The 24,225-nt window shown below is 54.9% G+C and carries 30 protein-coding genes, 1 tRNA gene and 1 pseudogene; 13 read left to right on the forward strand and 19 right to left on the reverse strand.

Going from position 1 to position 24,225, the window contains the following annotated elements; all coding sequences use genetic code 11:
• The first annotated feature begins 1 nt into the window (after position 1).
• The 7 genes from ACOTXT_RS15835 (at position 2) to dinB (ending at position 5,862) form a co-directional block, all read left to right on the forward strand.
• Entirely contained in the window at positions 2–1,237 is a 1,236-nt protein-coding gene (locus tag ACOTXT_RS15835; protein ID WP_055321979.1) for an NADH:ubiquinone reductase (Na(+)-transporting) subunit B, read from the forward strand.
• On the forward strand, positions 1,230–2,024 hold the full coding sequence (locus tag ACOTXT_RS15840; RefSeq protein WP_023293210.1) for a Na(+)-translocating NADH-quinone reductase subunit C: 795 nt from the start codon (positions 1,230–1,232) through the stop codon (positions 2,022–2,024). Before ACOTXT_RS15835 ends, ACOTXT_RS15840 begins: the two co-directional genes overlap by 8 nt.
• Positions 2,017–2,655, forward strand: coding sequence for an NADH:ubiquinone reductase (Na(+)-transporting) subunit D (locus ACOTXT_RS15845; protein WP_008500256.1), 639 nt, complete (start codon positions 2,017–2,019; stop codon positions 2,653–2,655). Before ACOTXT_RS15840 ends, ACOTXT_RS15845 begins: the two co-directional genes overlap by 8 nt.
• A gap of 6 nt (positions 2,656–2,661) precedes the next feature.
• Positions 2,662–3,258, forward strand: coding sequence for an NADH:ubiquinone reductase (Na(+)-transporting) subunit E (nqrE, locus tag ACOTXT_RS15850; protein ID WP_008500255.1), 597 nt, complete (start codon positions 2,662–2,664; stop codon positions 3,256–3,258).
• A gap of 10 nt (positions 3,259–3,268) precedes the next feature.
• On the forward strand, positions 3,269–4,492 hold the full coding sequence (gene nqrF / locus ACOTXT_RS15855) for an NADH:ubiquinone reductase (Na(+)-transporting) subunit F (RefSeq protein WP_063930203.1): 1,224 nt from the start codon (positions 3,269–3,271) through the stop codon (positions 4,490–4,492).
• The gene (nqrM, locus tag ACOTXT_RS15860) at positions 4,492–4,695 is read left to right on the forward strand and encodes a (Na+)-NQR maturation NqrM (protein WP_023615899.1); all 204 of its coding nucleotides are present in this window, start codon (positions 4,492–4,494) and stop codon (positions 4,693–4,695) included. Before nqrF ends, nqrM begins: the two co-directional genes overlap by 1 nt.
• A 108-nt stretch (positions 4,696–4,803) precedes the next feature.
• Positions 4,804–5,862: a DNA polymerase IV gene (dinB, locus tag ACOTXT_RS15865; RefSeq protein ID WP_008500252.1), complete on the forward strand. Its 1,059-nt coding sequence runs from the start codon at positions 4,804–4,806 to the stop codon at positions 5,860–5,862.
• A 76-nt stretch (positions 5,863–5,938) separates the two neighbouring features.
• Here dinB and pepD read toward each other — a convergent pair whose 3' ends face one another.
• A complete protein-coding gene (pepD, locus tag ACOTXT_RS15870) occupies positions 5,939–7,396 on the reverse strand; it encodes a cytosol nonspecific dipeptidase (RefSeq protein ID WP_032646976.1) in 1,458 nt (485 codons plus the stop codon).
• 260 nt (positions 7,397–7,656) lie between these two features.
• On the opposite strand from pepD, the gene gpt reads away from it, so the two are divergent.
• The 3 genes from gpt (at position 7,657) to crl (ending at position 9,925) form a co-directional block, all read left to right on the forward strand.
• Positions 7,657–8,115 carry a xanthine phosphoribosyltransferase gene (gene gpt, locus ACOTXT_RS15875; RefSeq protein ID WP_003863205.1) on the forward strand — a complete coding sequence of 153 codons (459 nt, stop codon included), beginning with the start codon at positions 7,657–7,659 and terminating at the stop codon, positions 8,113–8,115.
• A gap of 106 nt (positions 8,116–8,221) precedes the next feature.
• Positions 8,222–9,466, forward strand: coding sequence for an esterase FrsA (gene frsA, locus ACOTXT_RS15880; RefSeq protein ID WP_008500250.1), 1,245 nt, complete (start codon positions 8,222–8,224; stop codon positions 9,464–9,466).
• A 57-nt stretch (positions 9,467–9,523) separates the two neighbouring features.
• A complete protein-coding gene (gene crl / locus ACOTXT_RS15885; RefSeq protein WP_008500249.1) occupies positions 9,524–9,925 on the forward strand; it encodes a sigma factor-binding protein Crl in 402 nt (133 codons plus the stop codon).
• A gap of 136 nt (positions 9,926–10,061) precedes the next feature.
• On the opposite strand, the gene phoE is transcribed toward crl, so the two are convergent.
• The gene (gene phoE, locus ACOTXT_RS15890) at positions 10,062–11,114 is read right to left on the reverse strand and encodes a phosphoporin PhoE (protein WP_008501878.1); all 1,053 of its coding nucleotides are present in this window, start codon (positions 11,112–11,114) and stop codon (positions 10,062–10,064) included.
• Positions 11,115–11,418: 304 nt separating this feature from the next.
• Between phoE and proB the strand changes: the two genes are divergently transcribed.
• The 3 genes from proB (at position 11,419) to ACOTXT_RS15905 (ending at position 13,971) form a co-directional block, all read left to right on the forward strand.
• On the forward strand, positions 11,419–12,522 hold the full coding sequence (proB, locus tag ACOTXT_RS15895; RefSeq protein ID WP_021242883.1) for a glutamate 5-kinase: 1,104 nt from the start codon (positions 11,419–11,421) through the stop codon (positions 12,520–12,522).
• Between the two features lie 11 nt (positions 12,523–12,533).
• A complete protein-coding gene (gene proA / locus ACOTXT_RS15900; RefSeq protein ID WP_333165746.1) occupies positions 12,534–13,787 on the forward strand; it encodes a glutamate-5-semialdehyde dehydrogenase in 1,254 nt (417 codons plus the stop codon).
• Between the two features lie 111 nt (positions 13,788–13,898).
• Positions 13,899–13,971: transfer RNA gene (locus ACOTXT_RS15905), tRNA-Thr, on the forward strand.
• 104 nt (positions 13,972–14,075) lie between these two features.
• Here ACOTXT_RS15905 and ACOTXT_RS15910 read toward each other — a convergent pair.
• From ACOTXT_RS15910 to ACOTXT_RS15990, 17 genes and pseudogenes are all read right to left on the reverse strand, one after another.
• A pseudogene (locus tag ACOTXT_RS15910) lies at positions 14,076–14,921 on the reverse strand (DUF4942 domain-containing protein).
• A gap of 81 nt (positions 14,922–15,002) precedes the next feature.
• A complete protein-coding gene (locus tag ACOTXT_RS15915; protein WP_023568001.1) occupies positions 15,003–15,206 on the reverse strand; it encodes a DUF957 domain-containing protein in 204 nt (67 codons plus the stop codon).
• A 26-nt stretch (positions 15,207–15,232) separates the two neighbouring features.
• Positions 15,233–15,724 (reverse strand): DUF5983 family protein, encoded by a 492-nt coding sequence (locus tag ACOTXT_RS15920; RefSeq protein WP_333165742.1) that lies wholly within the window; start codon positions 15,722–15,724, stop codon positions 15,233–15,235.
• Complete coding sequence (locus ACOTXT_RS15925) at positions 15,721–16,098, reverse strand: TA system toxin CbtA family protein (protein ID WP_016246244.1); 378 nt, start codon at positions 16,096–16,098, stop codon at positions 15,721–15,723. The genes ACOTXT_RS15920 and ACOTXT_RS15925 overlap by 4 nt, the downstream gene beginning before the upstream one ends.
• Positions 16,099–16,148: 50 nt before the next feature.
• Positions 16,149–16,508 carry a type IV toxin-antitoxin system YeeU family antitoxin gene (locus tag ACOTXT_RS15930; RefSeq protein ID WP_016246243.1) on the reverse strand — a complete coding sequence of 120 codons (360 nt, stop codon included), beginning with the start codon at positions 16,506–16,508 and terminating at the stop codon, positions 16,149–16,151.
• A 23-nt stretch (positions 16,509–16,531) separates the two neighbouring features.
• The gene (locus tag ACOTXT_RS15935) at positions 16,532–16,753 is read right to left on the reverse strand and encodes a DUF987 domain-containing protein (RefSeq protein WP_000691981.1); all 222 of its coding nucleotides are present in this window, start codon (positions 16,751–16,753) and stop codon (positions 16,532–16,534) included.
• A gap of 20 nt (positions 16,754–16,773) precedes the next feature.
• Positions 16,774–17,253 carry a RadC family protein gene (gene radC, locus ACOTXT_RS15940; RefSeq protein WP_000437750.1) on the reverse strand — a complete coding sequence of 160 codons (480 nt, stop codon included), beginning with the start codon at positions 17,251–17,253 and terminating at the stop codon, positions 16,774–16,776.
• Positions 17,254–17,264: 11 nt separating this feature from the next.
• The gene (locus ACOTXT_RS15945) at positions 17,265–17,735 is read right to left on the reverse strand and encodes an antirestriction protein (protein ID WP_000131762.1); all 471 of its coding nucleotides are present in this window, start codon (positions 17,733–17,735) and stop codon (positions 17,265–17,267) included.
• 267 nt (positions 17,736–18,002) lie between these two features.
• Positions 18,003–18,821 carry a DUF932 domain-containing protein gene (locus tag ACOTXT_RS15950; protein WP_001234406.1) on the reverse strand — a complete coding sequence of 273 codons (819 nt, stop codon included), beginning with the start codon at positions 18,819–18,821 and terminating at the stop codon, positions 18,003–18,005.
• 119 nt (positions 18,822–18,940) lie between these two features.
• On the reverse strand, positions 18,941–19,174 hold the full coding sequence (locus ACOTXT_RS15955; protein WP_001114682.1) for a DUF905 domain-containing protein: 234 nt from the start codon (positions 19,172–19,174) through the stop codon (positions 18,941–18,943).
• A 76-nt stretch (positions 19,175–19,250) separates the two neighbouring features.
• Positions 19,251–19,703, reverse strand: a complete 453-nt coding sequence (locus ACOTXT_RS15960) for an IrmA family protein (RefSeq protein ID WP_020837115.1) — start codon at positions 19,701–19,703, stop codon at positions 19,251–19,253.
• A gap of 59 nt (positions 19,704–19,762) precedes the next feature.
• Complete coding sequence (locus tag ACOTXT_RS15965) at positions 19,763–20,305, reverse strand: DUF4339 domain-containing protein (protein WP_421625349.1); 543 nt, start codon at positions 20,303–20,305, stop codon at positions 19,763–19,765.
• Positions 20,306–20,367: 62 nt separating this feature from the next.
• Positions 20,368–20,820 carry a hypothetical protein gene (locus tag ACOTXT_RS15970; protein WP_016245672.1) on the reverse strand — a complete coding sequence of 151 codons (453 nt, stop codon included), beginning with the start codon at positions 20,818–20,820 and terminating at the stop codon, positions 20,368–20,370.
• A complete protein-coding gene (locus tag ACOTXT_RS15975; RefSeq protein WP_001020418.1) occupies positions 20,817–21,269 on the reverse strand; it encodes a YfjS/YafY family lipoprotein in 453 nt (150 codons plus the stop codon). The genes ACOTXT_RS15970 and ACOTXT_RS15975 overlap by 4 nt, the downstream gene beginning before the upstream one ends.
• A 35-nt stretch (positions 21,270–21,304) precedes the next feature.
• Complete coding sequence (locus ACOTXT_RS15980) at positions 21,305–21,940, reverse strand: hypothetical protein (protein WP_000772020.1); 636 nt, start codon at positions 21,938–21,940, stop codon at positions 21,305–21,307.
• Positions 21,937–22,650: a helix-turn-helix transcriptional regulator gene (locus tag ACOTXT_RS15985; RefSeq protein WP_044060652.1), complete on the reverse strand. Its 714-nt coding sequence runs from the start codon at positions 22,648–22,650 to the stop codon at positions 21,937–21,939. The genes ACOTXT_RS15980 and ACOTXT_RS15985 overlap by 4 nt, the downstream gene beginning before the upstream one ends.
• 260 nt (positions 22,651–22,910) lie before the next feature.
• Complete coding sequence (locus ACOTXT_RS15990) at positions 22,911–23,786, reverse strand: GTPase family protein (RefSeq protein ID WP_016246237.1); 876 nt, start codon at positions 23,784–23,786, stop codon at positions 22,911–22,913.
• Positions 23,787–24,225: the final 439 nt, after the last annotated feature.

Raw genomic sequence — 24,225 nt, forward strand, 5'->3', positions numbered from 1 at the left:
GATGGGCTTAAAACACCTCTTTGAAAAAATTGAGCCGCACTTTACCGAAGGGAAGCTCAAAAAGTACTACCCGCTGTATGAAGCCACGGCGACCATTTTCTACACGCCGGGGCTGGTGACGAAAGGAGCGGCGCACATCCGTGACGCCATCGACCTTAAGCGGATGATGATCCTGGTGTGGTTTGCGGTCTTCCCGGCGATGTTCTGGGGGATGTACAACGTCGGTCTGCAGACCATTCCGGCGCTGCACCACATGTACGATGCGCAGCAGATGGCGCAGGTGCTTCAGTCTGACTGGCACTACCGTCTGGCCCAGTCGTTAGGGGTGAGCTTTGCGCCAGACGCGGGCTGGGTGAGCATGATGACGCTGGGGGCGGTGTTCTTCCTGCCGATTTACATCACGGTCTTTATCGTGGGCGGCTTCTGGGAAGTGCTGTTTGCCATCATCCGTAAACATGAGATCAACGAAGGCTTCTTCGTGACCTCTATTCTGTTTGCCCTGATTGTTCCCCCGACGCTACCGCTCTGGCAGGCAGCGCTGGGCATCAGCTTTGGCGTGGTCATTGCTAAAGAGATCTTCGGCGGCACCGGGCGGAACTTCCTTAACCCGGCGCTGGCGGGGCGTGCGTTCCTCTTCTTTGCCTATCCGGCGCAAATCTCCGGCGACCTGGTCTGGACGGCGGCTGACGGTTTTTCCGGCGCGACGCCGCTTTCACAGTGGGCGGCACACGGCGGCGAAACGCTGGTGAACAACGCGACGGGTCAGCCTGTAACCTGGTTTGATGCCTTTATTGGCAATATTCCGGGTTCCATTGGTGAAGTTTCAACGCTGATGATTTTGATTGGTGGAGCGATCATCCTGTTTGGGCGCGTGGCCTCCTGGCGAATTGTGGCGGGCGTGATGATCGGCATGGTGCTGACCGCAACGATGTTCAACGTTATCGGTTCGACCACCAACCCAATGTTCTCCATGCCCTGGTACTGGCATCTGGTACTGGGTGGCTTCGCGTTTGGCATGATGTTCATGGCAACCGACCCCGTATCAGCCTCGTTTACGGACAAAGGTAAATGGAGCTATGGCGTGCTCATTGGCGCGATGTGTGTCCTGATCCGCGTGGTCAACCCGGCGTACCCGGAAGGAATGATGCTGGCCATTCTTTTTGCCAACCTGTTTGCGCCACTCTTCGATTACCTGGTGGTGCGGGCCAACATTAAGCGGAGGAAGGCGCGTGGCTGAAGTTAAAAATAACGACAGTATCAGCAAAACGCTGCTGGTGGTGCTGGTGCTCTGTCTGGTCTGTTCGATTGTCGTGGCCGGCTCTGCCGTGGGGTTAAAACCCCTGCAGCAGGCGCAACGTGCGCTGGATAAACAGCGCAACATACTGGCCGTGGCCGGGTTGATGCAGGAAGGGATGAGTGCAGACGACGTCTCGGCGGTATTTGCGGAGCGTATTTCACCGCGTCTGGTGGATTTGAAAACCGGCCAGCTGCTGGATAAAGATCCGGCGAAGTATAACCAGGCGCTGGCGCTGAAAGATCCGCAGATGAGCCTGACGCTCGAGGCATCGCAAGATCCCGCCGGGATTAAGCGCCGCAGCAATCTCGCCGAAATTTATCTGGTGCGTGACCCCCAAAAACGCATTCAGGAAGTGGTGCTTCCTGTCTACGGCAACGGCCTGTGGTCAATGATGTATGCCTTTGTGGCGCTTGATACGGATGGCCGTACCGTAAAAGGCATTACGTATTACGACCAGGGCGAAACGCCGGGGCTGGGTGGCGAAGTAGAAAACCCGAACTGGCGGGCACAGTTTATCGGTAAGAAAGTGCTCGACGATAACGGTCTGCCTGCGCTGAAGGTGATGAAAGGGGCGGCACGTCCCGGTGACGACTACGCCGTCGACGGGCTGTCCGGCGCCACGCTCACCTCCAAAGGCGTGCAGCACAGTTTTGATTTCTGGATGGGCGAGCTGGGTTTTGGTCCTTTCCTGAAAAACGTACGTGAAGGAGCGCTGAACAATGGCTGATACCGGTGAACTGAAAGAAGTCAAAAAGGTGCTCATTGGCCCACTGCTGGCCAATAACCCGATTACGCTGCAGGTGCTGGGCGTCTGTTCAGCCCTGGCGGTGACGACCAAGCTGGAAACGGCGGTGGTGATGACGCTGGCGGTCACGCTGGTCACGGCATTTTCGAGCATGTTTATCTCGATGATCCGCCACCACATTCCCAACAGCGTGAGGATCATCGTGCAGATGGCGATCATCGCCTCGCTGGTGATCGTGGTCGATCAGCTGCTGCGCGCCTTCGCCTATGAAACCTCCAAACAGCTCTCGGTATTTGTCGGGCTGATCATCACCAACTGTATTGTGATGGGGCGTGCGGAAGCCTACGCCATGAAAATGCCGCCGCTGGCGAGTTTTATGGACGGTATCGGTAACGGCCTCGGCTACGGTGTGATCCTGCTGACCGTTGGCTTCCTGCGTGAGCTCATTGGCAGCGGTAAGCTGTTTGGCATCACGGTGCTGGACACGGTGCAAAACGGTGGATGGTATCTGCCAAACGGCCTGTTCCTGCTGGCTCCCAGCGCATTTTTCATTATCGGTTTGTTGATATGGCTGATTCGTACCTTGAGACCAGAACAGCAGGAAAAGGAGTAACCGACGATGGCTCATTACCTGAGTTTGTTTGTGCGCGCGGTGTTTGTTGAAAACATGGCGCTCGCGTTTTTCCTCGGCATGTGTACGTTCCTTGCGGTGTCCAAAAAAGTGTCGACGGCATTTGGGCTGGGTATCGCGGTCACCGTGGTGCTTGGCTTATCTGTACCGATTAACAATCTGGTCTACAACTTTGTGCTGCGGGACGGCGCGCTGGTGGAAGGGGTTGACCTCAGCTTCCTGAACTTCATCACCTTTATTGGCGTGATTGCCGCGCTGGTGCAAATCCTGGAGATGATCCTCGATAAGTACTTCCCGTCGCTGTACAACGCGCTGGGGATCTTCCTGCCGCTGATCGCGGTGAATTGCGCCATCTTCGGCGGCGTCTCGTTTATGGTTCAGCGTGATTACAACTTCAGTGAATCCGTGGTGTACGGTTTCGGCTCCGGCATCGGGTGGATGCTGGCGATTGTCACCATGGCAGGGATCCGCGAAAAAATGAAATATGCCAACGTGCCTGCAGGCCTGCGTGGCTTAGGGATCACCTTTATCACCACCGGGCTGATGGCGCTGGGCTTCATGTCCTTCTCCGGTGTGCAGCTATAAGGGCTAACAGATGGAAATTATTCTTGGCGTGGTGATGTTCACGCTGATTGTACTGGTGCTGTCAGGGCTCATTCTGGCGGCGCGCGCGAAGCTGGTGAATTCCGGCGACGTGGTGATTGATATTAACGACGATCCGCAGAATCAGATCCGCACGCCGGCGGGAGATAAGCTGCTCAACACGCTCTCCGGTAACGGTATTTTTGTCTCCTCGGCCTGCGGCGGCGGCGGCTCCTGCGGACAGTGCCGCGTGACGGTAAAAGAGGGTGGCGGCGATATTCTGCCCACCGAGCTGTCGCATATCACAAAGCGTGAGGCAAAAGAGGGCTGCCGTCTGGCCTGTCAGGTCGCAGTGCGTCAGAACATGAAGATTGAACTGCCGGAAGAGATTTTCGGCGTCAAAAAATGGGAATGTGAAGTTATCTCTAATGATAACAAAGCTACCTTTATCAAAGAGCTGAAGCTGCGGGTGCCGGAAGGGGAAGATGTCCCGTTCCGCGCCGGAGGATACATTCAGATTGAGTGTCCTGAGCATACCGTGGCGTATGCGGACTTTGACGTTCCGCAGGCGTACCGCGCCGACTGGGACAAATTCAATCTCTTCCGCTTTGTATCTGAGGTGAAAGAGCCGGCGCTGCGCGCCTACTCGATGGCCAACTACCCGGAAGAGAAGGGTATTATTATGCTCAACGTGCGTATCGCCACGCCGCCACCGAATGTGCCGGATGCGCCGCCGGGCGTGATGTCATCATACATCTGGTCCCTGAAGCCGGGCGATAAGGTGACCATCTCCGGCCCGTTCGGGGAGTTCTTCGCGAAAGATACCGACGCGGAAATGGTCTTTATCGGCGGCGGTGCCGGCATGGCCCCGATGCGCTCGCACATCTTTGACCAGCTCAAGCGGCTCGGCAGCAAGCGTAAAATCAGCTTCTGGTACGGGGCGCGTTCGCTGCGTGAGATGTTCTACGATGATGAGTTTGAACAGCTGGCGCGTGAAAACCCGAACTTTACCTTCCACGTGGCGCTCTCCGATCCGCAGCCGGAAGATAACTGGACGGGCTATACGGGGTTCATCCACAACGTGCTGTATGAAAACTACCTTAAACAGCACCCGGCTCCCGAGGACTGCGAGTTCTATATGTGTGGTCCGCCGATGATGAACGCCGCCGTGATTAAGATGCTGAAAGATCTCGGCGTCGAAGATGAGAACATCATGCTCGATGACTTTGGAGGCTGATGATGCTGACGTTTCTGGCAACCTTTGTGGTTTTTGTACTTGTCATCTTTGGCATGTCTTTAGGCTGGATCGTTAAGCGGAAAAGCATTCAGGGCAGCTGCGGCGGTATTTCCTCCATTGGCATGGAGAAGGTCTGCGACTGCCCGGAACCGTGCGACGCCCGCAAAAAACGCATGGCGCGCGAGCAGCAGCGCATTATTTAAGTTTTTGTAGGCCGGGTAAGGCAACGCCGCCACCCGGCATTCTTACATCTGCTTCTCAATCCTCATTTGTTTACTGTATACTTATCCAGTGATGAGTGAGGGCTTACTATGCGCAAAATAATCCATGTTGATATGGACTGCTTTTTTGCCGCAGTGGAGATGCGAGACAACCCGGCGCTGCGGGATATTCCCATCGCCATTGGCGGCAGCCGCGTTCAGCGTGGCGTTATCAGCACCGCCAACTACCCTGCGCGCAAATTTGGCGTGCGTAGCGCCATGCCGACGGCGATGGCCTTAAAGCTTTGCCCTCATCTCACGCTTCTGCCCGGGCGGTTCGACGCCTATAAAGAGGCTTCCCTTCATATTCGGGAAATCTTCTCCCGCTATACCTCTTTGATAGAACCGCTGTCGCTGGACGAAGCCTATCTCGATGTAACCGACAGCGTGCATTGCCACGGCTCCGCCACGCTGATGGCGCAGGAGATCCGCCAGACGATATTCAACGAGCTGAATCTGACGGCATCTGCGGGGGTTGCGCCCGTTAAATTCCTTGCCAAAATCGCTTCGGATTTAAATAAGCCCAACGGCCAGTACGTCATTACGCCGGAAGAGGTGCCTGCATTTTTAAAAACGCTGCCGCTTGGCAAAATCCCCGGCGTCGGGAAAGTCTCCGCCGCAAAGCTGGAAAGCATGGGGTTACGCACCTGCGAAGACGTGCAGCGAAGCGACCTCGCCATGCTGCTCAAGCGCTTCGGGAAGTTTGGCCGCGTGCTGTGGGAGCGCAGCCAGGGGATTGACGATCGCGATGTGAACAGCGAACGGCTGCGGAAATCCGTCGGCGTCGAGCGAACCCTCATTGAAGATATTCATGACTGGTCCGAATGCGAAACCATTATCACGGAACAGCTTTATCCTGAGCTGGAACGACGCTTAAGCAAGGTAAAACCGGACCTGCTGATTGCCCGTCAGGGCATCAAGCTCAAATTCAACGATTTTCAGCAGACCACGCAGGAACATGTCTGGCCGCGTCTGAATAAAGACGATCTTATCGCGACGGCAAAAAAGGCATGGGAAGAGCGACGAGGAGGGCGAGGGGTGAGGCTGGTGGGATTGCACGTCACGCTGCTGGATCCGCAGTTAGAGCGACAGCTGGTATTAGGATTGTAAAAAAGCCCGGTGCGCTACGCTTACCGGGCCTGGGTTTTTCACCCTCTCGCTGTGGGAGAGGGCTGGGATGAGGGTATTACTTAACTGGGATCGCCTTAAGCAGTTCAGTCAGCAGCGTCCAGTAATGACCGACGCTTTCGATATGAACCTGCTCATCCGGCGAGTGCGGGCCGGTAATGGTTGGCCCGATGGACACCATATCCATATCCGGATACGGTTTCTTGAACAGACCGCATTCCAGACCCGCGTGGATCACCTGAATGTTCGGCGTGCTGTTGAACAGACGCTGGTAGGTTTCACGCACCAGTGCCATCACCGGAGAGCTCGCATCCGGCTGCCAGCCCGGGTAGCTGCCTTTGGCGGAGGTTTTTGCGCCCGCCAGCGTGCCCAGAGATTCCAGCATGCTCACCACATACTCTTTACCGCTGTCGATAAGGGAACGGATCAGGCAGATGATCTCCGCGCTGTCGTCGCTCATGGTTACCACGCCCACGTTCAGTGAGGTCTCCACCACGCCTTTCGCCACGTCAGAGTTGCGGATCACGCCGTTTGGCGTCGCGTTCAGCAGCTGAACGAAGGTGTCACGAGACTTCGCGGTCAGCGCGGCTTTATCCGTGGAGACGGATTCCAGCACCACGGTCAGGTTTTTCTCTTTCGCCGACAGTTCGTTTTTCAGGATATCCAGGTACACGGTGGAGAGTTTTTTCAGCTCGTCGGCTTTTGCCGCTGGCACTGCCACGGTGGCGAAGGCTTCGCGCGGGATCGCGTTGCGCAGGGTACCGCCGTTGAAGTCTACCAGACGCAGATCCAGCTCGGCCGCATGGCCTGCCAGGAAGCGTGCCAGCAGCTTGTTGGCGTTACCCAGACCCAGATGAATATCACCGCCGGAGTGGCCGCCTTTCAGCCCTTTCAGCGTCAGCTTGAAGGTCTGGAAACCGGCAGGAATCGCTTCGCGTGACAGCGGCAGGGTAGAGATGAAATCAATCCCGCCCGCGCAGCCCATGTAGATCTCGCCTTCTTCTTCGGAGTCGGTGTTGATCAGGATATCCGCCTGCAGCCAGTTCGCCTGCAGACCGAACGCCCCGTCCATGCCCGCTTCTTCGGTCATGGTCAGCAGCACTTCCAGTGGACCGTGCTCAACGCTGTCGTCGGCCAGCACGGCCAGCGCAGAGGCCATACCGATGCCGTTATCCGCACCCAGGGTGGTGCCGCGCGCTTTCACCCAGTCGCCGTCGATGTACGGCTGGATCGGGTCTTTGGTGAAGTCGTGAACGGTGTCGTTGTTCTTCTGTGGCACCATGTCCAGGTGCGCCTGCAGCACAACCGGTTTACGGTTTTCCATGCCTGCGGTGGCGGGTTTGCGGATCAGAATGTTGCCAACCTGGTCACGTTCCGCATGCAGACCTTTTTCCTTCGCCCACCCCATAATATGTTCGGCAAGCTGTTCTTCATGGTAGGAAGGGTGTGGAATGGAGCAGATTTTGGCAAAAATATCCCACAGCGGCTGCGGAGATAGTTGAGACAGTTCAGACACGATAAGTCTCCTTGTCGAGGCGCTGCAAACAGGGTTGCAGGTCACAGGGTTAGCAGGTTAATAGTTACCACAAGTCAGGCTTGCGAGATGAAACTGAGAATACCACTTTCTCTGCTGGCTGGTAGCATAAAGCATGTAAAAACTCAGGCAGAGGGCGCTAAACACTGGTTTTTAGTGCGTCAGATCTCTATAATCTCGCGCAACCTATTTCCCCCTCGAACACTTTTTAAGCCGTATAAAAACAGGCTGGGACACTTCACATGAGCGAAAAATACGTCGTCACCTGGGACATGTTGCAGATTCACGCACGCAAACTGGCTGCGCGTCTGATGCCTTCCGAACAGTGGAAAGGCATTATTGCCGTCAGCCGTGGCGGTCTGGTACCGGGGGCGCTGCTGGCACGTGAGCTGGGTATTCGTCATGTCGATACCGTTTGCATCTCCAGCTATGACCATGACAACCAGCGCGAGCTGAAAGTGCTGAAACGCGCGGAAGGCGACGGTGAAGGCTTCATCGTTATTGATGACCTGGTGGATACCGGCGGTACCGCGGTGGCTATCCGTGAAATGTATCCGAAAGCACATTTCGTCACTATCTTCGCGAAGCCTGCTGGCCGCCCGCTGGTTGACGATTACGTGATTGATATTCCGCAGGATACCTGGATTGAACAGCCATGGGATATGGGCGTGGTCTTCGTACCGCCAATCTCGGGTCGTTAATCACGTTCCGCAATTAATTTAACGCCCGGTGATGCCGGGCGTTGTTTTTTTTAGTCTGACGCGCGTTACAATAGTCTCTATACGACGTATTCATGGAGGCAATGCAATGACGCAGGCGAATCTCACCGAGACTCTCTTCAAACCCCGTTTCAAACACCCTGAAACGTCGACGCTGGTGCGTCGCTTCAATCCGGGTACTCAGCCTGCCGTCCAGTCTGCGTTAGACGGTAAAAACGTGCCTCACTGGTATCGCATGATTAACCGCCTGATGTGGATCTGGCGCGGTATCGACCCCCGTGAAATCCTTGATGTGCAGGCACGTATCGTGATGAGTGAAGCCGAGCGTACCGACAGCGAACTCTATGATACGGTGGTGGGCTACCGTGGCGGAAACTGGATCTACGAGTGGTCTAAACAGGCGATGCTCTGGCAGCAAAAAGCCAGCCAGGAAGAGGATGCCACGCGCAGCGGCAAACACTGGCTGCATGCGGCCAACCTCTATGCCATTGCCGCCTACCCGCATTTAAAAGGCGATGAGCTGGCCGAACAGGCGCAGGCGCTGGCGAATCGCGCCTACGAAGAGGCGGCTCAACGCCTGCCGGGCCAGATGCGCGAGCTTGAGTTCGCTGTTCCGGGCGGGGCGCCCGTTACCGGGTTCCTGCATATGCCCGAAGGTGAAGGCCCGTTCCCGACCGTGCTGATGTGCGGCGGGCTGGACTCTCTGCAAATTGACTATTACAGCCTGTATGAGCGCTACTTCGCACCAAAAGGGATCGCGATGCTGACGCTGGATATGCCCTCAATTGGCTTCTCATCCAAATGGAAACTGACTCAGGATTCCAGCCTGCTGCACCAGCATGCGCTAAAAGCGCTGGAAAACATTCCGTGGGTTGACCACACCCGCGTGGCGGCATTTGGCTTCCGCTTTGGCGCAAACGTCGCGGTGCGTCTGGCTTACCTTGAATCCTCCCGCCTGAAAGCTGTCGCCTGCCTTGGACCGGTCGTTCATGCTCTGCTCAGCGATCCCGCACGCCAGGGGAGCGTGCCCGAAATGTACCTTGATGTGCTGGCCAGCCGTCTTGGCATGCATGATGCATCAGACGAAGCGCTGCGCGTTGAGCTCAATCGCTACTCGTTAAAAACGCAAGGGTTGCTGGGACGTCGCTGCCCGACGCCGATGCTGTCGGGTTTCTGGAAAAACGATCCGTTCAGTCCGGAAGAAGAGTCGCGCTTAATCACGTCGTCATCTGCGGATGGCAAATTGCTTGAGGTGCCGTTCAGCCCGGTCTATCAGAATTTCGATAAAGCTCTGAAGGAGATTACGCGCTGGATCGCTCAGAGATTGTGTTAATAGATTGCTAAATTTCGCTGGTTTGGTAAAACAGTGGCTTCACAAAAGGAGATCGCAATGACGTTACCGAGTGGACACCCGAAAAGTAGATTGATTAAGAAGTTCATGGCTCTTGGCCCGTATATTCGAGAAGAGCAGTGTGAAGAGAATCGCTTTTTTTTCGACTGCCTGGCTGTATGCGTCAACGTGAAGCCTGCACCCGAAAAACGTGAATTCTGGGGCTGGTGGATGGAAATGGAAGCAGAGGAAAAACGCTTTACGTATAGCTACCAGTTTGGCCTGTTTAATAAAGACGGTAACTGGCAGGCCACCACCATTAAAGATCAGGAAGTGATCGATCGCCTGGAATATACCCTGAAAGAGTTTCACGACAAAGCGAGCGCACTGCTGGCCACCCTGGACCTTAAGTTCGAGCCAGCGGATGATTTTTCCAGCGAAGCGGTGAAGCTGACCGCCTGATAGCGTCACAGCGCCGGGTGGCGGCTTCGCCTTACCCGGCCTACAAAATGCACTATCCCGTAGGCCCGGTAGGCGCAGCGCTACCGGGCAAAAAAAATCCCGGCTTATCTGCCGGGATTTTCTTATTCGGGTAATCTTAGAACTGGTAGGTCATACCCAGGGCAACGATATCATCGCTGCTCACGCCCAGTTTATTATCGTCGTCAATCTGGTTAATTTTATAATCAACAAACGCGGACATATTTTTGTTGAAGTAATAGGTCGCGCCAACGTCAATATATTTCACCAGATCTTCGTCACCAATACCTTCGATATCTTTGCCTTTAGACTGGACATAACCCAGGGACGGACGCAGACCGAAGTCGAACTGATATTGTGCGACGACTTCAAAGTTCTGTGCCTTATTGGCAAATCCGCCAGAAATTGGCGTCATATTACGGGTTTCTGAATACATCGCTGCCAGATAAATATCGTTCGCGTCATATTTCAGACCGGTAGCCCAGGCTTCGGCTTTCTGCCCCTGACCACGCGCCAGCAGGTTCTGCGCGTTGGTGCGGTCAGAGTTAGTGTAAGCACCGCTGACGGCAAAATCGCTGCCGCCGAAGTCATAGCTCAGAGAGGTACCAAAACCGTCACCGTTCTGCTTCTTGGCGTCACGGTTTTCGTTTTTGCCCTGGTACTGCAGGGTCATGTCCAGGCCGTCAACCGCGCCGAAGAAGTCGGTGTTGCGGTAGGTGGCAAGACCGGTCGCACGCTTGGTCATGAAGTTATCGGTCTGCGCGGAAGAGTCGCCGCCGAACTCAGGGAACATGTCGGTCCATGCTTCGACGTCATACAGCGCACCCAGGTTACGACCGTAATCCAGAGAACCAAAGTTTTTCAGCTTCAGGCCCGCGAACGCCAGACGGGTTTTCTGAGAGGAGTCGCTCTCGGCTTTGTTACCCGCAAATTCAGATTCCCAACGACCATAGCCCGTCAGCTGATCGTTAATCTGGGTTTCGCCTTTAAAACCGAAACGAACGTAAGTCTGATCGCCATCTTTGGTGGCATCATCGCTGATGTAGTGCATGGCTTTCACTTTGCCGTACACGTCCAGCTTATTACCATCTTTATTATAAACTTCAGCTGCGTGAACGGATGCAGAAGCCACTACGCCCATAACCATTAATGCCAGAGTGCTCTTTTTCATTTTCGATCCTGTCTTATAAACGCGCTAAAAAATTCGCTGGACGATAAGCTCATGCTTAAGTCCCGTGAAAAAACAGGAAGGGTTTTATCGTTCTGGAATGAAACTTTTATGACAAACTAAGAATAATTTTAAAAAACTGTGATTTATTATTTCGGTAATAAAAGTGTCAAATTCTCCCGCTACGCTTCCTGATCCCGCGCAACAAAGTGTTTCGCGATGTGCTAAGGCAGTTGGCAACGGGGCTGACTCCTGCTAAAACGTTCGTTCGACATTACTTTCCCTTATCGTTGAACGGCAGAGAATCATGAGTGACAGCCAGACGCTGGTGGTAAAACTCGGTACCAGTGTGTTAACAGGCGGATCGCGCCGCCTAAATCGCGCCCACATTGTTGAGCTTGTACGTCAGTGCGCTCAGTTACATGCCGCAGGGCATCGTATTGTAATTGTGACCTCCGGGGCGATTGCCGCCGGGCGTGAACACCTGGGTTACCCCGAACTCCCCGCGACGATCGCCTCTAAACAGCTGCTGGCCGCCGTGGGACAAAGCCGACTCATTCAACTCTGGGAACAGCTGTTCTCTATCTATGGCATCCACGTCGGACAGATGCTGCTGACGCGTGCGGATATGGAAGACAGAGAGCGCTTCCTGAACGCCCGCGATACCCTGCGCGCGCTGCTGGACAACAATATCGTTCCGGTCATTAATGAGAACGATGCCGTTGCTACCGCTGAAATCAAAGTGGGTGATAACGATAACCTCTCTGCGCTGGCCGCCATTCTGGCTGGCGCCGATAAATTACTGCTTCTGACCGATCAGCAGGGGTTGTTCACCGCCGATCCGCGCGCTAACCCGGAAGCCGAGCTGATTACCGACGTTCACGGTATCGACGATGCGCTGCGCGCCATCGCCGGTGACAGCGTGTCCGGCCTCGGAACGGGCGGCATGGGGACCAAGCTGCAGGCCGCCGACGTGGCGTGCCGCGCCGGTATCGACACCATCATTGCCGCGGGCAGCCGCCCTGGCGTGATTGGCGACGTGATGGAAGGCATCTCCGTTGGCACCCGCTTCCACGCCCAGGAATCTCCGCTGGAAAACCGTAAGCGCTGGATATTTGGCGCGCCGCCTGCGGGTGAACTCGTCGTTGATGAAGGGGCGACCGCCGCGATTCTGGAACGAGGAAGTTCATTACTTCCTAAAGGAATTAAAAGCGTGACAGGCAACTTCTCCCGTGGTGAAGTGATCCGCATCCGTAACCTCGAAGGCCGCGACATCGCCCACGGCGTAAGCCGCTATAACAGCGATGCCCTGCGCCGCATCGCGGGTCACCATTCGCAGCAGATCGACGCCATTCTGGGCTATGAATATGGCCCGGTTGCCGTGCATCGCGATGACATGATTATTCGTTAAGGAGCCAGAACATGCTGGAACAAATGGGCGCCGCCGCGAAGGCCGCCTCTTACAAACTGGCGCTCCTTTCCAGCCGCGAGAAAAACCGCGTGCTGGAAAAAATCGCTGATTATCTGGAATCTCAGTCCCAGGAGATTTTGCTCGCCAACGAGCAGGATTTACTGGAAGCGCGTCGCAACGGTCTGAGCGAAGCGATGCTCGACCGCCTGGCATTGACCCCGGCCCGCCTGAAAGGCATCGCCGACGATGTTCGTCAGGTCTGCAATCTGGCCGATCCGGTAGGGCAGGTGATTGACGGTGGGCTGCTGGACAGCGGTTTGCGCCTGGAGCGCCGTCGCGTGCCGCTCGGCGTTATCGGCGTTATTTATGAAGCCCGTCCAAACGTGACGGTAGATGTCGCCTCCCTGTGCCTGAAAACCGGCAACGCCGCCATTCTGCGCGGTGGGAAAGAGACCTGGCGCACCAACGCCGCGACGGTGAAAGTCATTCAGCAGGCGCTGGAAGAGTGTGGCTTACCGGTGGGTGCCGTGCAGGCAATTGAGAGCCCGGACCGCGCGCTGGTCAACGAAATGCTGCGCATGGACAAATACATCGACATGCTGATCCCACGCGGCGGCGCGGGGCTGCACAAGCTGTGCCGCGAGCAGTCGACGATTCCGGTGATCACCGGCGGTATCGGCGTGTGTCATATCGTGGTAGACGAAAGCGCTGAGATTGCACCGGCGCTGAAGATTATCGTGAACGCGAAGACCCAGCGTCCAAGCACCTGTAACACCGTGGAAACGCTGCTGGTGCATCAGGGCATCGCAAACACCTTCCTGCCAGCCCTGAGCAAGCAGATGGCCGAGAGCGGCGTGACGCTGCATGCTGACGCCAGTGCGCTCGCGCTGCTGCAGGATGGCCCGGCTAACGTCGTTCCCGTCAACGCGGAGCAGTACGACGACGAGTTCCTGTCACTGGATCTGAACGTGAAAATCGTGAGCGATCTTGACGACGCGATTGCGCACATCCGTGAGCATGGCACGCAGCATTCTGACGCCATCCTGACGCGTACGCTGCGCAATGCCGATCGCTTCGTGAACGAAGTGGATTCCTCTGCGGTGTATGTGAATGCCTCCACCCGCTTCACCGACGGCGGCCAGTTCGGCCTCGGCGCTGAGGTGGCGGTCAGCACGCAGAAACTGCACGCCCGCGGTCCGATGGGGCTGGAAGCGCTGACCACGTACAAGTGGATCGGCTTCGGCGACGATACGATTCGTGCGTAAACAATCACGGGTGATGCAAAAATAGCCGTTTGATTCAAAAGGGCATTGACGCATCACCCGGATAGATCTAACCTTTTGCCCCGTGGTTACACTCGTAACCGGCCTCTCAGGGCCGATATAGCTCAGTTGGTAGAGCAGCGCATTCGTAATGCGAAGGTCGGAGGTTCGACTCCTCTTATCGGCATCATTAAATTCATATTGTTACGATGTGATTCTGTTTTTCTTACACCAACAAGTTTTTTTCATGTAAGTGCTGGTGTAAGTGATTTTTATCAATAACAGTCAACTTTACTTTGCCGCCAGCGCTCCCGGATAGTGCCGGGCAATGATGTCGTTAAGCTTATCAACCAGCTCAGGTCGCCTGAAAGTGATATGCGCCGTCCCCTTCTGAAAGTATTTGATCGCAAACATCTCATCCTCATAACGATTACTGTGCCTATTCTCATGGATATGGTCTCCCAGCCGACGGGTAACGTCAGCGCGGTGGTCGGGGACAGGCTTGCCATCCAGAAGCATTAGCATACGTTTAAGGTCTGCTAAGCGGTCACGCTGCCAGCCCCAGTTAAGCCCAAATCCCCACCTGTCGAATTTGACCAGTCCCGTGACGATGATTTTCGCACCAAATTTGCAGGGCGAGTTTGTCTTGAAATCCCAGCTTAGCTCCTTGAAGACGTTAATGACGCCGCGTTCAAACACCTCGCCTTTATTCAGATGTAATTGCTTGAACGTTCTCAGAATATTCTCTTCACTGACGGCTGGTATGTCGTCCTTTTCCAGGCTGTTGTATCACTGGTCACGAGCCTGAGCGTCCATAATCGACAGCATTCCTGAGCGCTTCATTAAATCCCGCCATATACCGTGATCGAGATTGCGGGTAATGGCTTTCATCGCCGCTTCTCTTTTCTCCATCAACCAGCAGCCGCAACGAAAATCCTGCTTCATTGCCCAGTCCAGCGCGGTTTTGCCGCCAATACTGCGGGTCAGCGTCGAGACATCGTCAAGTTGCTGTATCAGCGCTTCAATCTGCGCCAGAGCGACATTACGTCCCGTGACAATACGCTCAATGCTGGTGGAGCAAATCACATCGGTGTGGCTGATTAATACTTCGGGTTCGGTGAGAGTAAGGTCTGATATCATTTATTCCCTTTATATAAAGCAAAACGCCAGTCGGTGAGGACTGGCGCTTATGGGTAAGTGAGGAGTACGGTTTGGAGGTTAAACTGTACTGGCCTGATGCATAAGCTGAAGATATCGGAGAGCGCAAACGTCTCTAATCGCCATCACAATCCAGGGCAGCAGTACGGCTGAATCAGTGTCGTCATTGTCGTTGTCGAAGATAATCACGTTCCCACAATCGATGTTGTTCTGCAGCCAGTCAATCAGAACGTTGAGTGCCGCTTCGGTGGTTAATTCCGGCATGAGCTTTCCTTAATGGTGAGGTTAGGTTACCAGTCGAAGGTGACAAAGCCAGGCAGCACTTCGCCACAGGCATCCAGGTGAATAATTCCAGCGGCGTAGCGACGCATCAGCGTCACCACTAACCGGCGGCAGGCTTTCGACAGACCGAGGCGTTTCAACCTTAACACCGGAAATGACCACGCACTCAGACGGAGCAGATAGCCAGAGCCGGTATAGCTAATCCATTCCGATTCGCCAAAGTCTTCATGTTGGTGCGACAGGACATACAGCAGAGCATTGTCTTCCGCCGTGATATGCGCGGTGCTGCACTGGATGCAGTTTATGTGGGCGACGGGCGGCAGTGGATCTTCCACTACCAGCTTTCCGGGGGAGTCAGCAACGCGAAGGGAATAACCGTTATCACAGACCACATCGATCAGCGCAGCCAGTTCAATGCCATCAATATCCACGGCGATCCGGCCCGCATTCAGGGCCAGTACGTTGAGGGTATCGGCTTCTACCGTCAGGGACAGCTTCATGGCTGCACCTCCCGGTATTTACCGGTGGTGATGTCGGTCACCGTTCTGTAATCGTTTCGGGTCATCAGTCCGGTGGCTTTGCGGGCGCGGAGAATATCGATACTGCTGAGAAGAGGCGACTGTGTTTCTGCGTTAAAACCGCGACGGTCGGTTCGTACCAGATCGTATTTCTCCACGATAAAATTCACCGCGTCGCACAGTGAGATACCGGCATCGATATGCTCCTGAATCACGCCATCGTTGCCGAACGGAGTGTCGTTGAGTGTCAGACCGTAGTGACGATCCAACAGGTGGCTCAGAAGCCGTTGCCAGATCTCCACCGGTGACGGGCGTGATGTAGCCTCCTGCGTTGAGGATAGTGGTTGGGTTTGCATAGTGGGATCTCTTTGTTGATGGGTAAAACGAGGGTAAGTAGTAAGAAGCTTTACGCGGTTGCCGCTGGTGTCGGATAAATCGCCAGGTATACGTAACCATGCGAGCCGAGGGAGTCGGCCTCGCAGGTCAGCCCTTTTGCATAGAGCGTGACACAGTGCTGATGGCGGGGAGTGAGTTCACCGCTGGTGAGCATCAGTTCAAGCTGTTTGAGCAGCAGTGGAAATGCCTGGTCGAGATGCCGTAAATCCCCGTCGCTGAACTGTCCGGTGATGCTGGCCCGGTCAGCGAGATAATGCAGACAGTTGCCCGCCTGCACCAGCCGTGCGCCAAAACAGGGCGTGATACTGCGTTTAAGCCCCCACCAGGGTTCAGTGATATCGTGGTTTACTGTCGGTATTTTATTCGACAATTTTAGCCTTCCTTAAACGTGTGTTAATTCAGCGTGACGCTGCGTAATACGACATAGGGGCCGTTGCGGTTCTGACGGCGTTCAGCGAAGACCGCGAGCACACCGCTGATATCCTGAACCTCCTGCCCAGCGTAGTGGCAGATGCTGCCAGACCATTTGTATTTACCCGTGCAGAAGGGAAACAACCGGGACTGCGGATGCTGGCGGTATATCGCCATAGCCTGACGTTTACTGATAATTTTCATTCGGTTATTCTCCTGTTGTGCTACAGCCAGCCACGATCTGCAAACGAGGTGATCTCCATGCCGCCGACCACCAGGTGGTCCAGCAAGCGGATATCAACCAGGTCCAGCGCCTGCTGAATACGCGTAGTGACCTGACGGTCTGCCTTGCTGGGTTCAGCCTCCCCGGAGGGATGGCTATGGGCGACAATGACAGCGGCGCAGTTATGCTTCAGACCGGCCTTCACCACTTCGCGGGGATGGACCTGCGTATGGTTGATGGTGCCGGTAAATAGCGTTTCGTGGGCTATCAGGCGATGCTGGTTATCGAGAAAGAGCGCGGTAAACTCTTCCCGCTCCAGTGACGCGAGCTGCAGGCGCAGCCAGTCGCGGACGGCATGGCTGGAAGTAAATGATGCGCCGGTTTCACGTAGCTGGCACTCCAGCAGAGATAAGGCTTTCCTGACTGTCTGCTGGTCGGCAGGGGCTAATTCACGGGCAAACAACGGTAACTGTTGCTCCATAGCGGCTGACCTCAGTCGATGATGTGCATGATGGCGTTGCATTCCGCGTGGTTGAGCGCGTAGTCCCGCAGGCGGTAGTAGTGCTCCGTCATGGCGTCGCATTCGGTACGGCAGGCATGGTGGCTGAAAGCCATCAGACAGACCGCAATCCCTGCAGCTTCGGCACTCATGTCACCGCCGTTGCCGTTCATCGTGTTAAACAGCGACCAGAGTTCATCGTTCTCCACTTCCGGGGCCATAAACGCGCCGCCGTTGCTCAGCGTGTAAAAATTCCAGATGCCGCCGCTGTAGTCCGTGCAGAAGCGGTCCATCCACGCGAAGATGGTCGGCTCAAGGATTATCCACTGCGGAATGCTGCCAAAGTGCTGCGGCCAGAAGCTGATGCGGTTCTCATCGGTTACCGGTATAGCGATAATCTGATGCTGAGCCGCAGCAGGAGCATCTGCTGCGGGTGTGAACAGTGGCAGAGTGTTATCGGTCATGTTGTTTTTCCTCTTTCATTCATTGTGTTGGGGATACCGGTTCAATCGGAGTGACGGACAGGACTGCGCATAGCCGTCTTCATCACAGTGTGAGGGCCAGTGGCCGTCAGCGAGACTTAACCGGCAGAAACTGAGTTCACCGGGACGATAAAGAAGGTGTGAGCACAGGCGCACAGGTCGTCATCGGAGATGGGGCGGCTGCCGGGGTTGTTCTCCAGGGGGCAGGATTAATGGCGGCCGGGTGGGCGTTATCAGGCAGTGGTGGCATCAGCTCAGCGCCTGCTGCAGTTTTTCCGCCATCACCCAGAGTGCCCGGTTGAGCTTAACGTCGCCGTCGATGCCTTTCACCGCGCGGGTATGGCTGCGTTTGCCTTTGGCAGTACGTCCTGGCAGCCCCCCTTTGAGCAGGTTCTCCTGGCACCGATTAAAAACTGACCACAGGTCATCCTGACGGTCTTCATAGCGGCGGGGTGTCAGTATCTGCGCTTCCGTCACCGGCTGGTGCTCTTCCCCGAAGCGGTACGTCAGCGCGGCTCTGGCAAAAGCCTGTTGTGCCGGTGGCGGGAGTAAAAGCGACTGCATCGCATCACGCTTCTCTTCCACCCGGTCGAACACACCGAGGACTTCGTAAGCGCCTTCAATCACTTTCTCCACGACATTTCCCCGGTGTGGCACTCGCACCTCGCCAAATGACTGCCCGCAGACGAGACCGTTGGTACAGATGGCACGGAAATACCCCGGCAACATCTGGTAACTGGACGAACCGTCATGCGAATTGAGCAGGATAATTTCCGGCACCTGCTGACCGGTTATCTGCCCGGAGCGACGCAGGCGCAGCATATGTTTCGTATGCTCACGGCGGCTCTGGTCCCTGACGCGGGTCTGGCAGGCAAAGAACGGCTGGAATCCTTCACGCTGCAGGTTCTCCAGCAGGGTAATGGTCGGTATGTAGCTGTAATGGTCTGAACGGGACACGTGCTTACCTTCCCCGAAGACGCTGGGAACAACCTGCATTAATTCTTCATGGGTTAAGGGGCGGTCGCGGCGGATCTGATTGATACGGCCAAAGCGGCTGGCGAGTCGCATGGATAACTCCTTATTCTCTCGATAAAAATACGAAAGGCCACACTTCCCGAAGGAGGTGTGGCCTAGCTCTGTTTATAACATCGTTGCGGGTGGTATGCTGAAGGTAACGGTAGTATGTATTACGTTGTGGCTCTGCGAATGCCATCGCTGGTGAGATAGCGGTTCAGCCAGTAACCCGCCTCCGGCTCAAAGTTCCTGGCCCTCCAGTGCATCCTGCCGTCGGTATCCCGGACCACCAGGCGAAAATGTGTGTTCTGGTCATCCTCTGTAGCAACGTTGGTGTATTGTGACGCCACAGCCGCTGACTGCTGGCGGGTAAACGGACCATAAGGCAGTACAGTAAGTTCTGGCATACAGATTGTTTCCTTAATAACAAAAAGCCCCTGTTGCATAAGCGACAGGGGCTGGAACAGCCGGGTAATGATGGCATCAGGATGCCTTACCTCCGGCAACCGACACCGGTAGTGGACGATAATACTGCGGGTCAAACACGGACAGCGGCAGGTCAGTCTGGTAACCCTCAGAGGCTTCCGTCGCCTTCATGATTTCGACGGAACTGACGTTTTCCACACATTCATGTTCCAGTGAGGCATCCTGAGTTCGGGAGGCATCGCTGTCGCCAAACGGCTCAACGCCCATCTCCCCCACAGCCAGTGTATTACCCTGTTCGTCTTTCAGGCGCAGGGAAAGGGTCAGTGGCCCGAAGCCTTCCCCGCTGCCGCCGTTGTCAAGGCGGAACCGGTAAACACAGATATTACCAGGCACCCACACAGTGTCCGTATTGCGGATACTGATATAACGTTGCTCTTCTGCATGAGCGGGTGTCAGCAGACACAGACTCAGGGTCGCAGCGGAAATAACACTTTTCAGCATGTTGTTCATTGATATTGTTCCTTGATTTAACTTGCCTGCTCATCCGGGCCGGACAGCGCTGATGCCGGTTATCCTGCGCCCAGGACTGTCACTGTCAGCGTGACCAGCCAGACCCAGAAGTAAGCCGGTTTCTGTCCGAGGGCTTTTGCCCGACGCCACAGATAAAACGGAACCAGCCAGGCCAGCCAGCCAAAGGCGGCGATATCAACGCCGGATTTACGGAGCCGTCGTTCATCCAGATACCCCAGCGCAATATTCAGTATCAGTGTGATAAACCAGTATTGCCCCTCCGTCACGGCGGCATACGCCTCTTCAAATTCCATTCCGCTCAGCCCGGCCGTCCACATCTCCAGGGCATACCCAATCAGGGGCGCAAAGGCCAGCGTCCAGACCACGCTTCCGGGGATACGATTGCCGGGCAGCGCGGGGGGAACCGCACATTGTTTCAGGACATCTGCCAGCGGCGTGGCTGACAGCGGCTGCCATTCCGTCATGCCCTGTTGCCATACCAGCGTTGAGGCATTCAGCTCCCCGCGCTGAATACGTTCGGTTATGTCGGCTTCGGTCACATTGTCGTGACGCACGCCATTTTTCTCATAATGCCAGTTCATTCTTTTCCTTTATTTTTAATGTGTTAAATGAATACGGGAAGCTTCTCCCTGAGGCGGGGAGTTCACTCTTCAATGTATTCGAAAGAACCGACTGGCTTGCCGTTGTAGTACATCACGACGTCGGCCAGTGATTTCCTGTTCTGTGATTTGACAAAACCTGCACTGAATGCCTTGCTGCAGTACTGCTCCAGGGACATTTTCGCCGTCGGGACCAACTCCATGGCGTCACCATTAGAACGGTCAACCACACCCCAGATACCGTTGGGGCATTTCCAGTCGGTGGGGACCATTCTGACAATGGCAACGCGCCCATTTTCCGATTGCGAAACCACTTCACACATCTTTCTCACCAGTTTGTACTGGTTACACCAGAAGGGTTTGTTGTGTTTTACATCGCGGGTGTAGGCCGGAATGCCGCCTTTGATGGCACCCTGAAAACCGCCATCAGCATGGGCCGGTGTCAGCAAATACAGACTCAGGACTGCAGCAGAGATAACACCTTTCAGCTTCTTCATGGATGGTTCTCCTGGTTATCCGGCAGCAAGAGTTTCCCCATTTCCTTGCCATCGTGCGAATACACCACCGATTTCTCACCCGTGTAGCTGTCGGTCTCGATCCGGAAGCTCAGAGTAATATTGTCCGCGAGACACAGGGCGGCTATCAGCGGCTGCACCGTTTTCTGCTGCATATCAGCAATGTAGTAATAACTGCCGGACTCACAGCCTTCCGGCGACTGGCGAGTTTTCATTACCGTGTATAGCGGTGTGCCGAAGGCATCCTTTTTTACCCATTCCTGCTCGATATCGGATTTATGCGCCACCACGTCGCTGAAGGGCGGCGGAGTCAGGTCCTTAAATCGGGCAATCGTCTTCACGCCTGCATCTTCCTTGCTGTCGCAGCCGGAGAGCAGCAGAGTGCCGATGACCACCAGAGAGGTCGTCAGACGCGTAGTAAATATATTCATGTTAAAAACTCCCTGTTATGGTTGTTTTCAGCGGGTCAGCAGTTGCCGGTACGACGACATAATTCCGCCAGGCTCTGTTTCGCCACCCACTGTTGCAACTCTCGATCTTTTTCAGAACGCTTAGCTGCCAGTGCAGCCTGCTGCTGTTTGTCAATACAATTATCCTTCACCATCATCACGACTTCCGGCGTGAGTTGTTTTCTAAGCTCAGCTGCTTTCGCATCGACGTCTTCAACAGGTGGGTCCTGATAGAGAAGACGATCTTCAACAATCGTCCAGTAGTTTGCCATTCGGTCATCTACAATGGCGAAATAACAGCCACTCCCGTCATCAATTCCCCGATAAACTACCTGAAGATGTAACGGATACTCGTCGCGAGGTTTTATATCGATGTATTTGACAGTTTTAGCTTTCTTGTCTGCCAGATAAAGCGAACTACCGCCTCTGCTACGAAGCAGAAAGTGATTCGTCCAGGGATAATTATCAAGAACGACCGCCTGGTATAACTCGTTATGCATGCGGTTATCATCGTATCCATCAGCGGATTTCCAGCCATCAGCCTGCATGTACTGCCAGGCCTTAACTGAACCCACGATATTTTCTGCGATGGCCGGGGTCACAGAGGTAATGCAGAGGCTGGCGGCCAGCGCCGCCGAGGTGAGTAATTTCATGCCTGTTCCTTATGGGTAAGCTGCCCGTAACTGCCGTCAGCGAGTAGTGAATGAAAAACATGAAAATGAGGTAACGCCTGTAAAAAATCCGGGTGTGACAGAATGCGGGTGAAATGTCCGTCTGGTGTGAAGGTTTCCGCGTGAAACGTCACGGAGTGAACTGTGTGCAGTGCAAAAACGGTTATCCGGGCAAGGTGTTCCCCCACCAGAAACCACTCACCGGCGCTGAAAATCAGTCGGTAGGGGGCAAGGTTGTCGCAACGGCATCCGTCAGCCAGCAGGGTTACCTTCCTGTTTTCTGATACCGCCCTGACCAGTCGTGTGAAGATGCCTGGGCGGGAAGACGTTACGGATGCCCCCGGATGCCAGATAAGACATGGCGAGGAGTCCTTGCTGCTCAGCAATGAATTGACCAGATGGTGGTCCATATCAGGAAACAACGCGCCAGTGCCTGACTGACGGGCAAACTGCATTGCGGCCTCCTCCCGAATCTCCTGACGGCCTCCGGTCAGCAGACGGCAGCAGCCATCCTGATATTCGAGGTCGAGATAAATCAGACGCTCGCGGAAATCACGATGTAGGGTACGCTCCGAGACGCCAAACTCAGCGGCCAGTTTGCGCATATTCAGCGTTTCACCCGCGAGCAGACGGCTGATAATCAGAGAAAGCCGGACAGAAAGGCGGTCATAACGACGCTCAGTCTGAGACATGTATTATCTCCGTGTTTGGTAAGTGATTAATTAAGAAGGTATTACTGTAAAGGATGAGACTGACAGGTTATGTCCGTGATACGTAGCGAAACGCCTGGCGCAAGAAGACTGCGTGGATGCAACGTCGGCAGTGGTGACGCGCTTATGACTGGTGATATCTTTTGCTGGTCAGGACAGCTTGTGTCTGCCTGGAAATAATCATCTACCAGGCGGTGAATAAACAGAGTCATTCACTACAGTCCTGATGACCTTTTACTCATTCAGAAGAAAATCCAGTCCCAGACCGCGCGGGCCACGGACACCACCGCATCACGCACGGTACGTATCACCGTCTTCAGCGGCGCAGGCAGAAACAACGATGATTCTGCCGTATCGAACACCCGGCCCACTGCCTCACTGAAGCCATCACGGGCCTGCGACTTTACCGGCTCCGTGCTGAGCCTCCCGTGCAGTTGTGTCGCCACCGGGCTGGCGGCGCGGTCCGGCAGACAGCGCATCATGGTTGCCACCATCTCCTCAACGCCCCAGCCGCTACAGGCGGAGACGACACATACCGGGTGATGCGGTTTAAACATCGCGGTAATAGCGGCCTGTTTTTCCTGAAGATTTGCCCGTTGCTGTGCTGAAGGCGTGCTGGTTACGGTATCCCATTCGTGGCTGGGTTCGATTTTGTCGGACTGGTTAAGCACGAACAGCACCTGCTGCTGGTAAGGCTGCATCACACCGGACCAAAACTGTTCGTCCACCGACAACGCCCGGTCATCAGCTTTGATGACCCACAGAACCAGGTCCAGTTCCGGCAGCATGCGCCGGTACAGGGCGCGGTATTCCTGGTCCCGTTGCCCGTTTTCTCCCACGCCCGGTAAATCAACAATCACCAGACTGTGACGACCACTGCGCAGCCGGAAGCGCAGTACGTCGCGGGTGCAGGCGTTCACATCACTGACGGCGGAGACTTCCCCCCGAAAGAGTTCGTTACAGAGCGACGACTTACCGGCACCACTCTTGCCCATGATGCCAATCACCGGCTCGTAGTGGGTCAGATTCTGAATACGTTCAAGAATAAGCTGGCGAAGCGTATCGGGAAGCGACGCCAGCGGTTTTTCCAGGGCCTGAAGGCCATCAGTTTTATTCATACAGGGTTCTCAGCGTGAAAAAACAAAAATTCCCGCACACCGGTCAGGGAGGCGGGGGATTCACGGAGATAATATCTGTCTGAAATTATTTGGGATTGTCTGATGATTCTTGAGCAATGGATATGCTGGTAATAACCTGTGGTTGCTGGTTTTAGGATCGCTGAAGTCGTTGATTAGTGTTAATATTACCGCCAATTTTTCAGAGTTCTGATTCCGACAAAAAAATCAATACATTGAGCTCGCCTCAGAGAAAAACGTTCAGAACCTGCAATGCTCAGAATTGATAAGGAATATATGTCCAGGCTGACTGATTTAAGGAAGTTGCGATTAAGTGGTCCGCAGCTCCCGATATGACGCCCCAAACCGTCCTTTATCGACGTCCTGTGGCTCAATTTTCCAATTTTCAGCCCAAAATCGTCTCTTCGTGGCTGATTTTGGC

It is taken from the genome of Enterobacter cloacae complex sp. IR5422 (genome assembly GCF_049238165.1).
Classification (GTDB): Bacteria; Pseudomonadota; Gammaproteobacteria; order Enterobacterales; family Enterobacteriaceae; genus Enterobacter; species Enterobacter roggenkampii.

Excerpts from the sequence above, each read along its gene's own strand:
- ACOTXT_RS15970 (WP_016245672.1), bottom strand. The coding sequence starts at position 20,820 with ATGAAGAAGCTGAAAGGTGTTATCTCTGCTGCAGTCCTGAGTCTGTAT.
- frsA (WP_008500250.1), top strand. The coding sequence starts at position 8,222 with ATGACGCAGGCGAATCTCACCGAGACTCTCTTCAAACCCCGTTTCAAA.
- gpt (WP_003863205.1), top strand. The coding sequence starts at position 7,657 with ATGAGCGAAAAATACGTCGTCACCTGGGACATGTTGCAGATTCACGCA.
- ACOTXT_RS15985 (WP_044060652.1), bottom strand. The coding sequence starts at position 22,650 with ATGTCTCAGACTGAGCGTCGTTATGACCGCCTTTCTGTCCGGCTTTCT.
- nqrF (WP_063930203.1), top strand. The coding sequence starts at position 3,269 with ATGGAAATTATTCTTGGCGTGGTGATGTTCACGCTGATTGTACTGGTG.
- crl (WP_008500249.1), top strand. The coding sequence starts at position 9,524 with ATGACGTTACCGAGTGGACACCCGAAAAGTAGATTGATTAAGAAGTTC.
- nqrM (WP_023615899.1), top strand. The coding sequence starts at position 4,492 with ATGATGCTGACGTTTCTGGCAACCTTTGTGGTTTTTGTACTTGTCATC.
- ACOTXT_RS15965 (WP_421625349.1), bottom strand. The coding sequence starts at position 20,305 with ATGAACTGGCATTATGAGAAAAATGGCGTGCGTCACGACAATGTGACC.
- ACOTXT_RS15960 (WP_020837115.1), bottom strand. The coding sequence starts at position 19,703 with ATGAACAACATGCTGAAAAGTGTTATTTCCGCTGCGACCCTGAGTCTG.
- dinB (WP_008500252.1), top strand. The coding sequence starts at position 4,804 with ATGCGCAAAATAATCCATGTTGATATGGACTGCTTTTTTGCCGCAGTG.
- ACOTXT_RS15975 (WP_001020418.1), bottom strand. The coding sequence starts at position 21,269 with ATGAATATATTTACTACGCGTCTGACGACCTCTCTGGTGGTCATCGGC.
- nqrE (WP_008500255.1), top strand. The coding sequence starts at position 2,662 with ATGGCTCATTACCTGAGTTTGTTTGTGCGCGCGGTGTTTGTTGAAAAC.
- ACOTXT_RS15990 (WP_016246237.1), bottom strand. The coding sequence starts at position 23,786 with ATGAATAAAACTGATGGCCTTCAGGCCCTGGAAAAACCGCTGGCGTCG.
- ACOTXT_RS15835 (WP_055321979.1), top strand. The coding sequence starts at position 2 with ATGGGCTTAAAACACCTCTTTGAAAAAATTGAGCCGCACTTTACCGAA.
- ACOTXT_RS15950 (WP_001234406.1), bottom strand. The coding sequence starts at position 18,821 with ATGCGACTCGCCAGCCGCTTTGGCCGTATCAATCAGATCCGCCGCGAC.
- ACOTXT_RS15925 (WP_016246244.1), bottom strand. The coding sequence starts at position 16,098 with ATGCAAACCCAACCACTATCCTCAACGCAGGAGGCTACATCACGCCCG.
- ACOTXT_RS15915 (WP_023568001.1), bottom strand. The coding sequence starts at position 15,206 with ATGCCGGAATTAACCACCGAAGCGGCACTCAACGTTCTGATTGACTGG.
- phoE (WP_008501878.1), bottom strand. The coding sequence starts at position 11,114 with ATGAAAAAGAGCACTCTGGCATTAATGGTTATGGGCGTAGTGGCTTCT.
- ACOTXT_RS15945 (WP_000131762.1), bottom strand. The coding sequence starts at position 17,735 with ATGACCGATAACACTCTGCCACTGTTCACACCCGCAGCAGATGCTCCT.
- ACOTXT_RS15935 (WP_000691981.1), bottom strand. The coding sequence starts at position 16,753 with ATGAAAATTATCAGTAAACGTCAGGCTATGGCGATATACCGCCAGCAT.
- ACOTXT_RS15980 (WP_000772020.1), bottom strand. The coding sequence starts at position 21,940 with ATGAAATTACTCACCTCGGCGGCGCTGGCCGCCAGCCTCTGCATTACC.
- ACOTXT_RS15920 (WP_333165742.1), bottom strand. The coding sequence starts at position 15,724 with ATGAAGCTGTCCCTGACGGTAGAAGCCGATACCCTCAACGTACTGGCC.
- proA (WP_333165746.1), top strand. The coding sequence starts at position 12,534 with ATGCTGGAACAAATGGGCGCCGCCGCGAAGGCCGCCTCTTACAAACTG.
- ACOTXT_RS15955 (WP_001114682.1), bottom strand. The coding sequence starts at position 19,174 with ATGCCAGAACTTACTGTACTGCCTTATGGTCCGTTTACCCGCCAGCAG.
- ACOTXT_RS15845 (WP_008500256.1), top strand. The coding sequence starts at position 2,017 with ATGGCTGATACCGGTGAACTGAAAGAAGTCAAAAAGGTGCTCATTGGC.
- radC (WP_000437750.1), bottom strand. The coding sequence starts at position 17,253 with ATGGAGCAACAGTTACCGTTGTTTGCCCGTGAATTAGCCCCTGCCGAC.
- proB (WP_021242883.1), top strand. The coding sequence starts at position 11,419 with ATGAGTGACAGCCAGACGCTGGTGGTAAAACTCGGTACCAGTGTGTTA.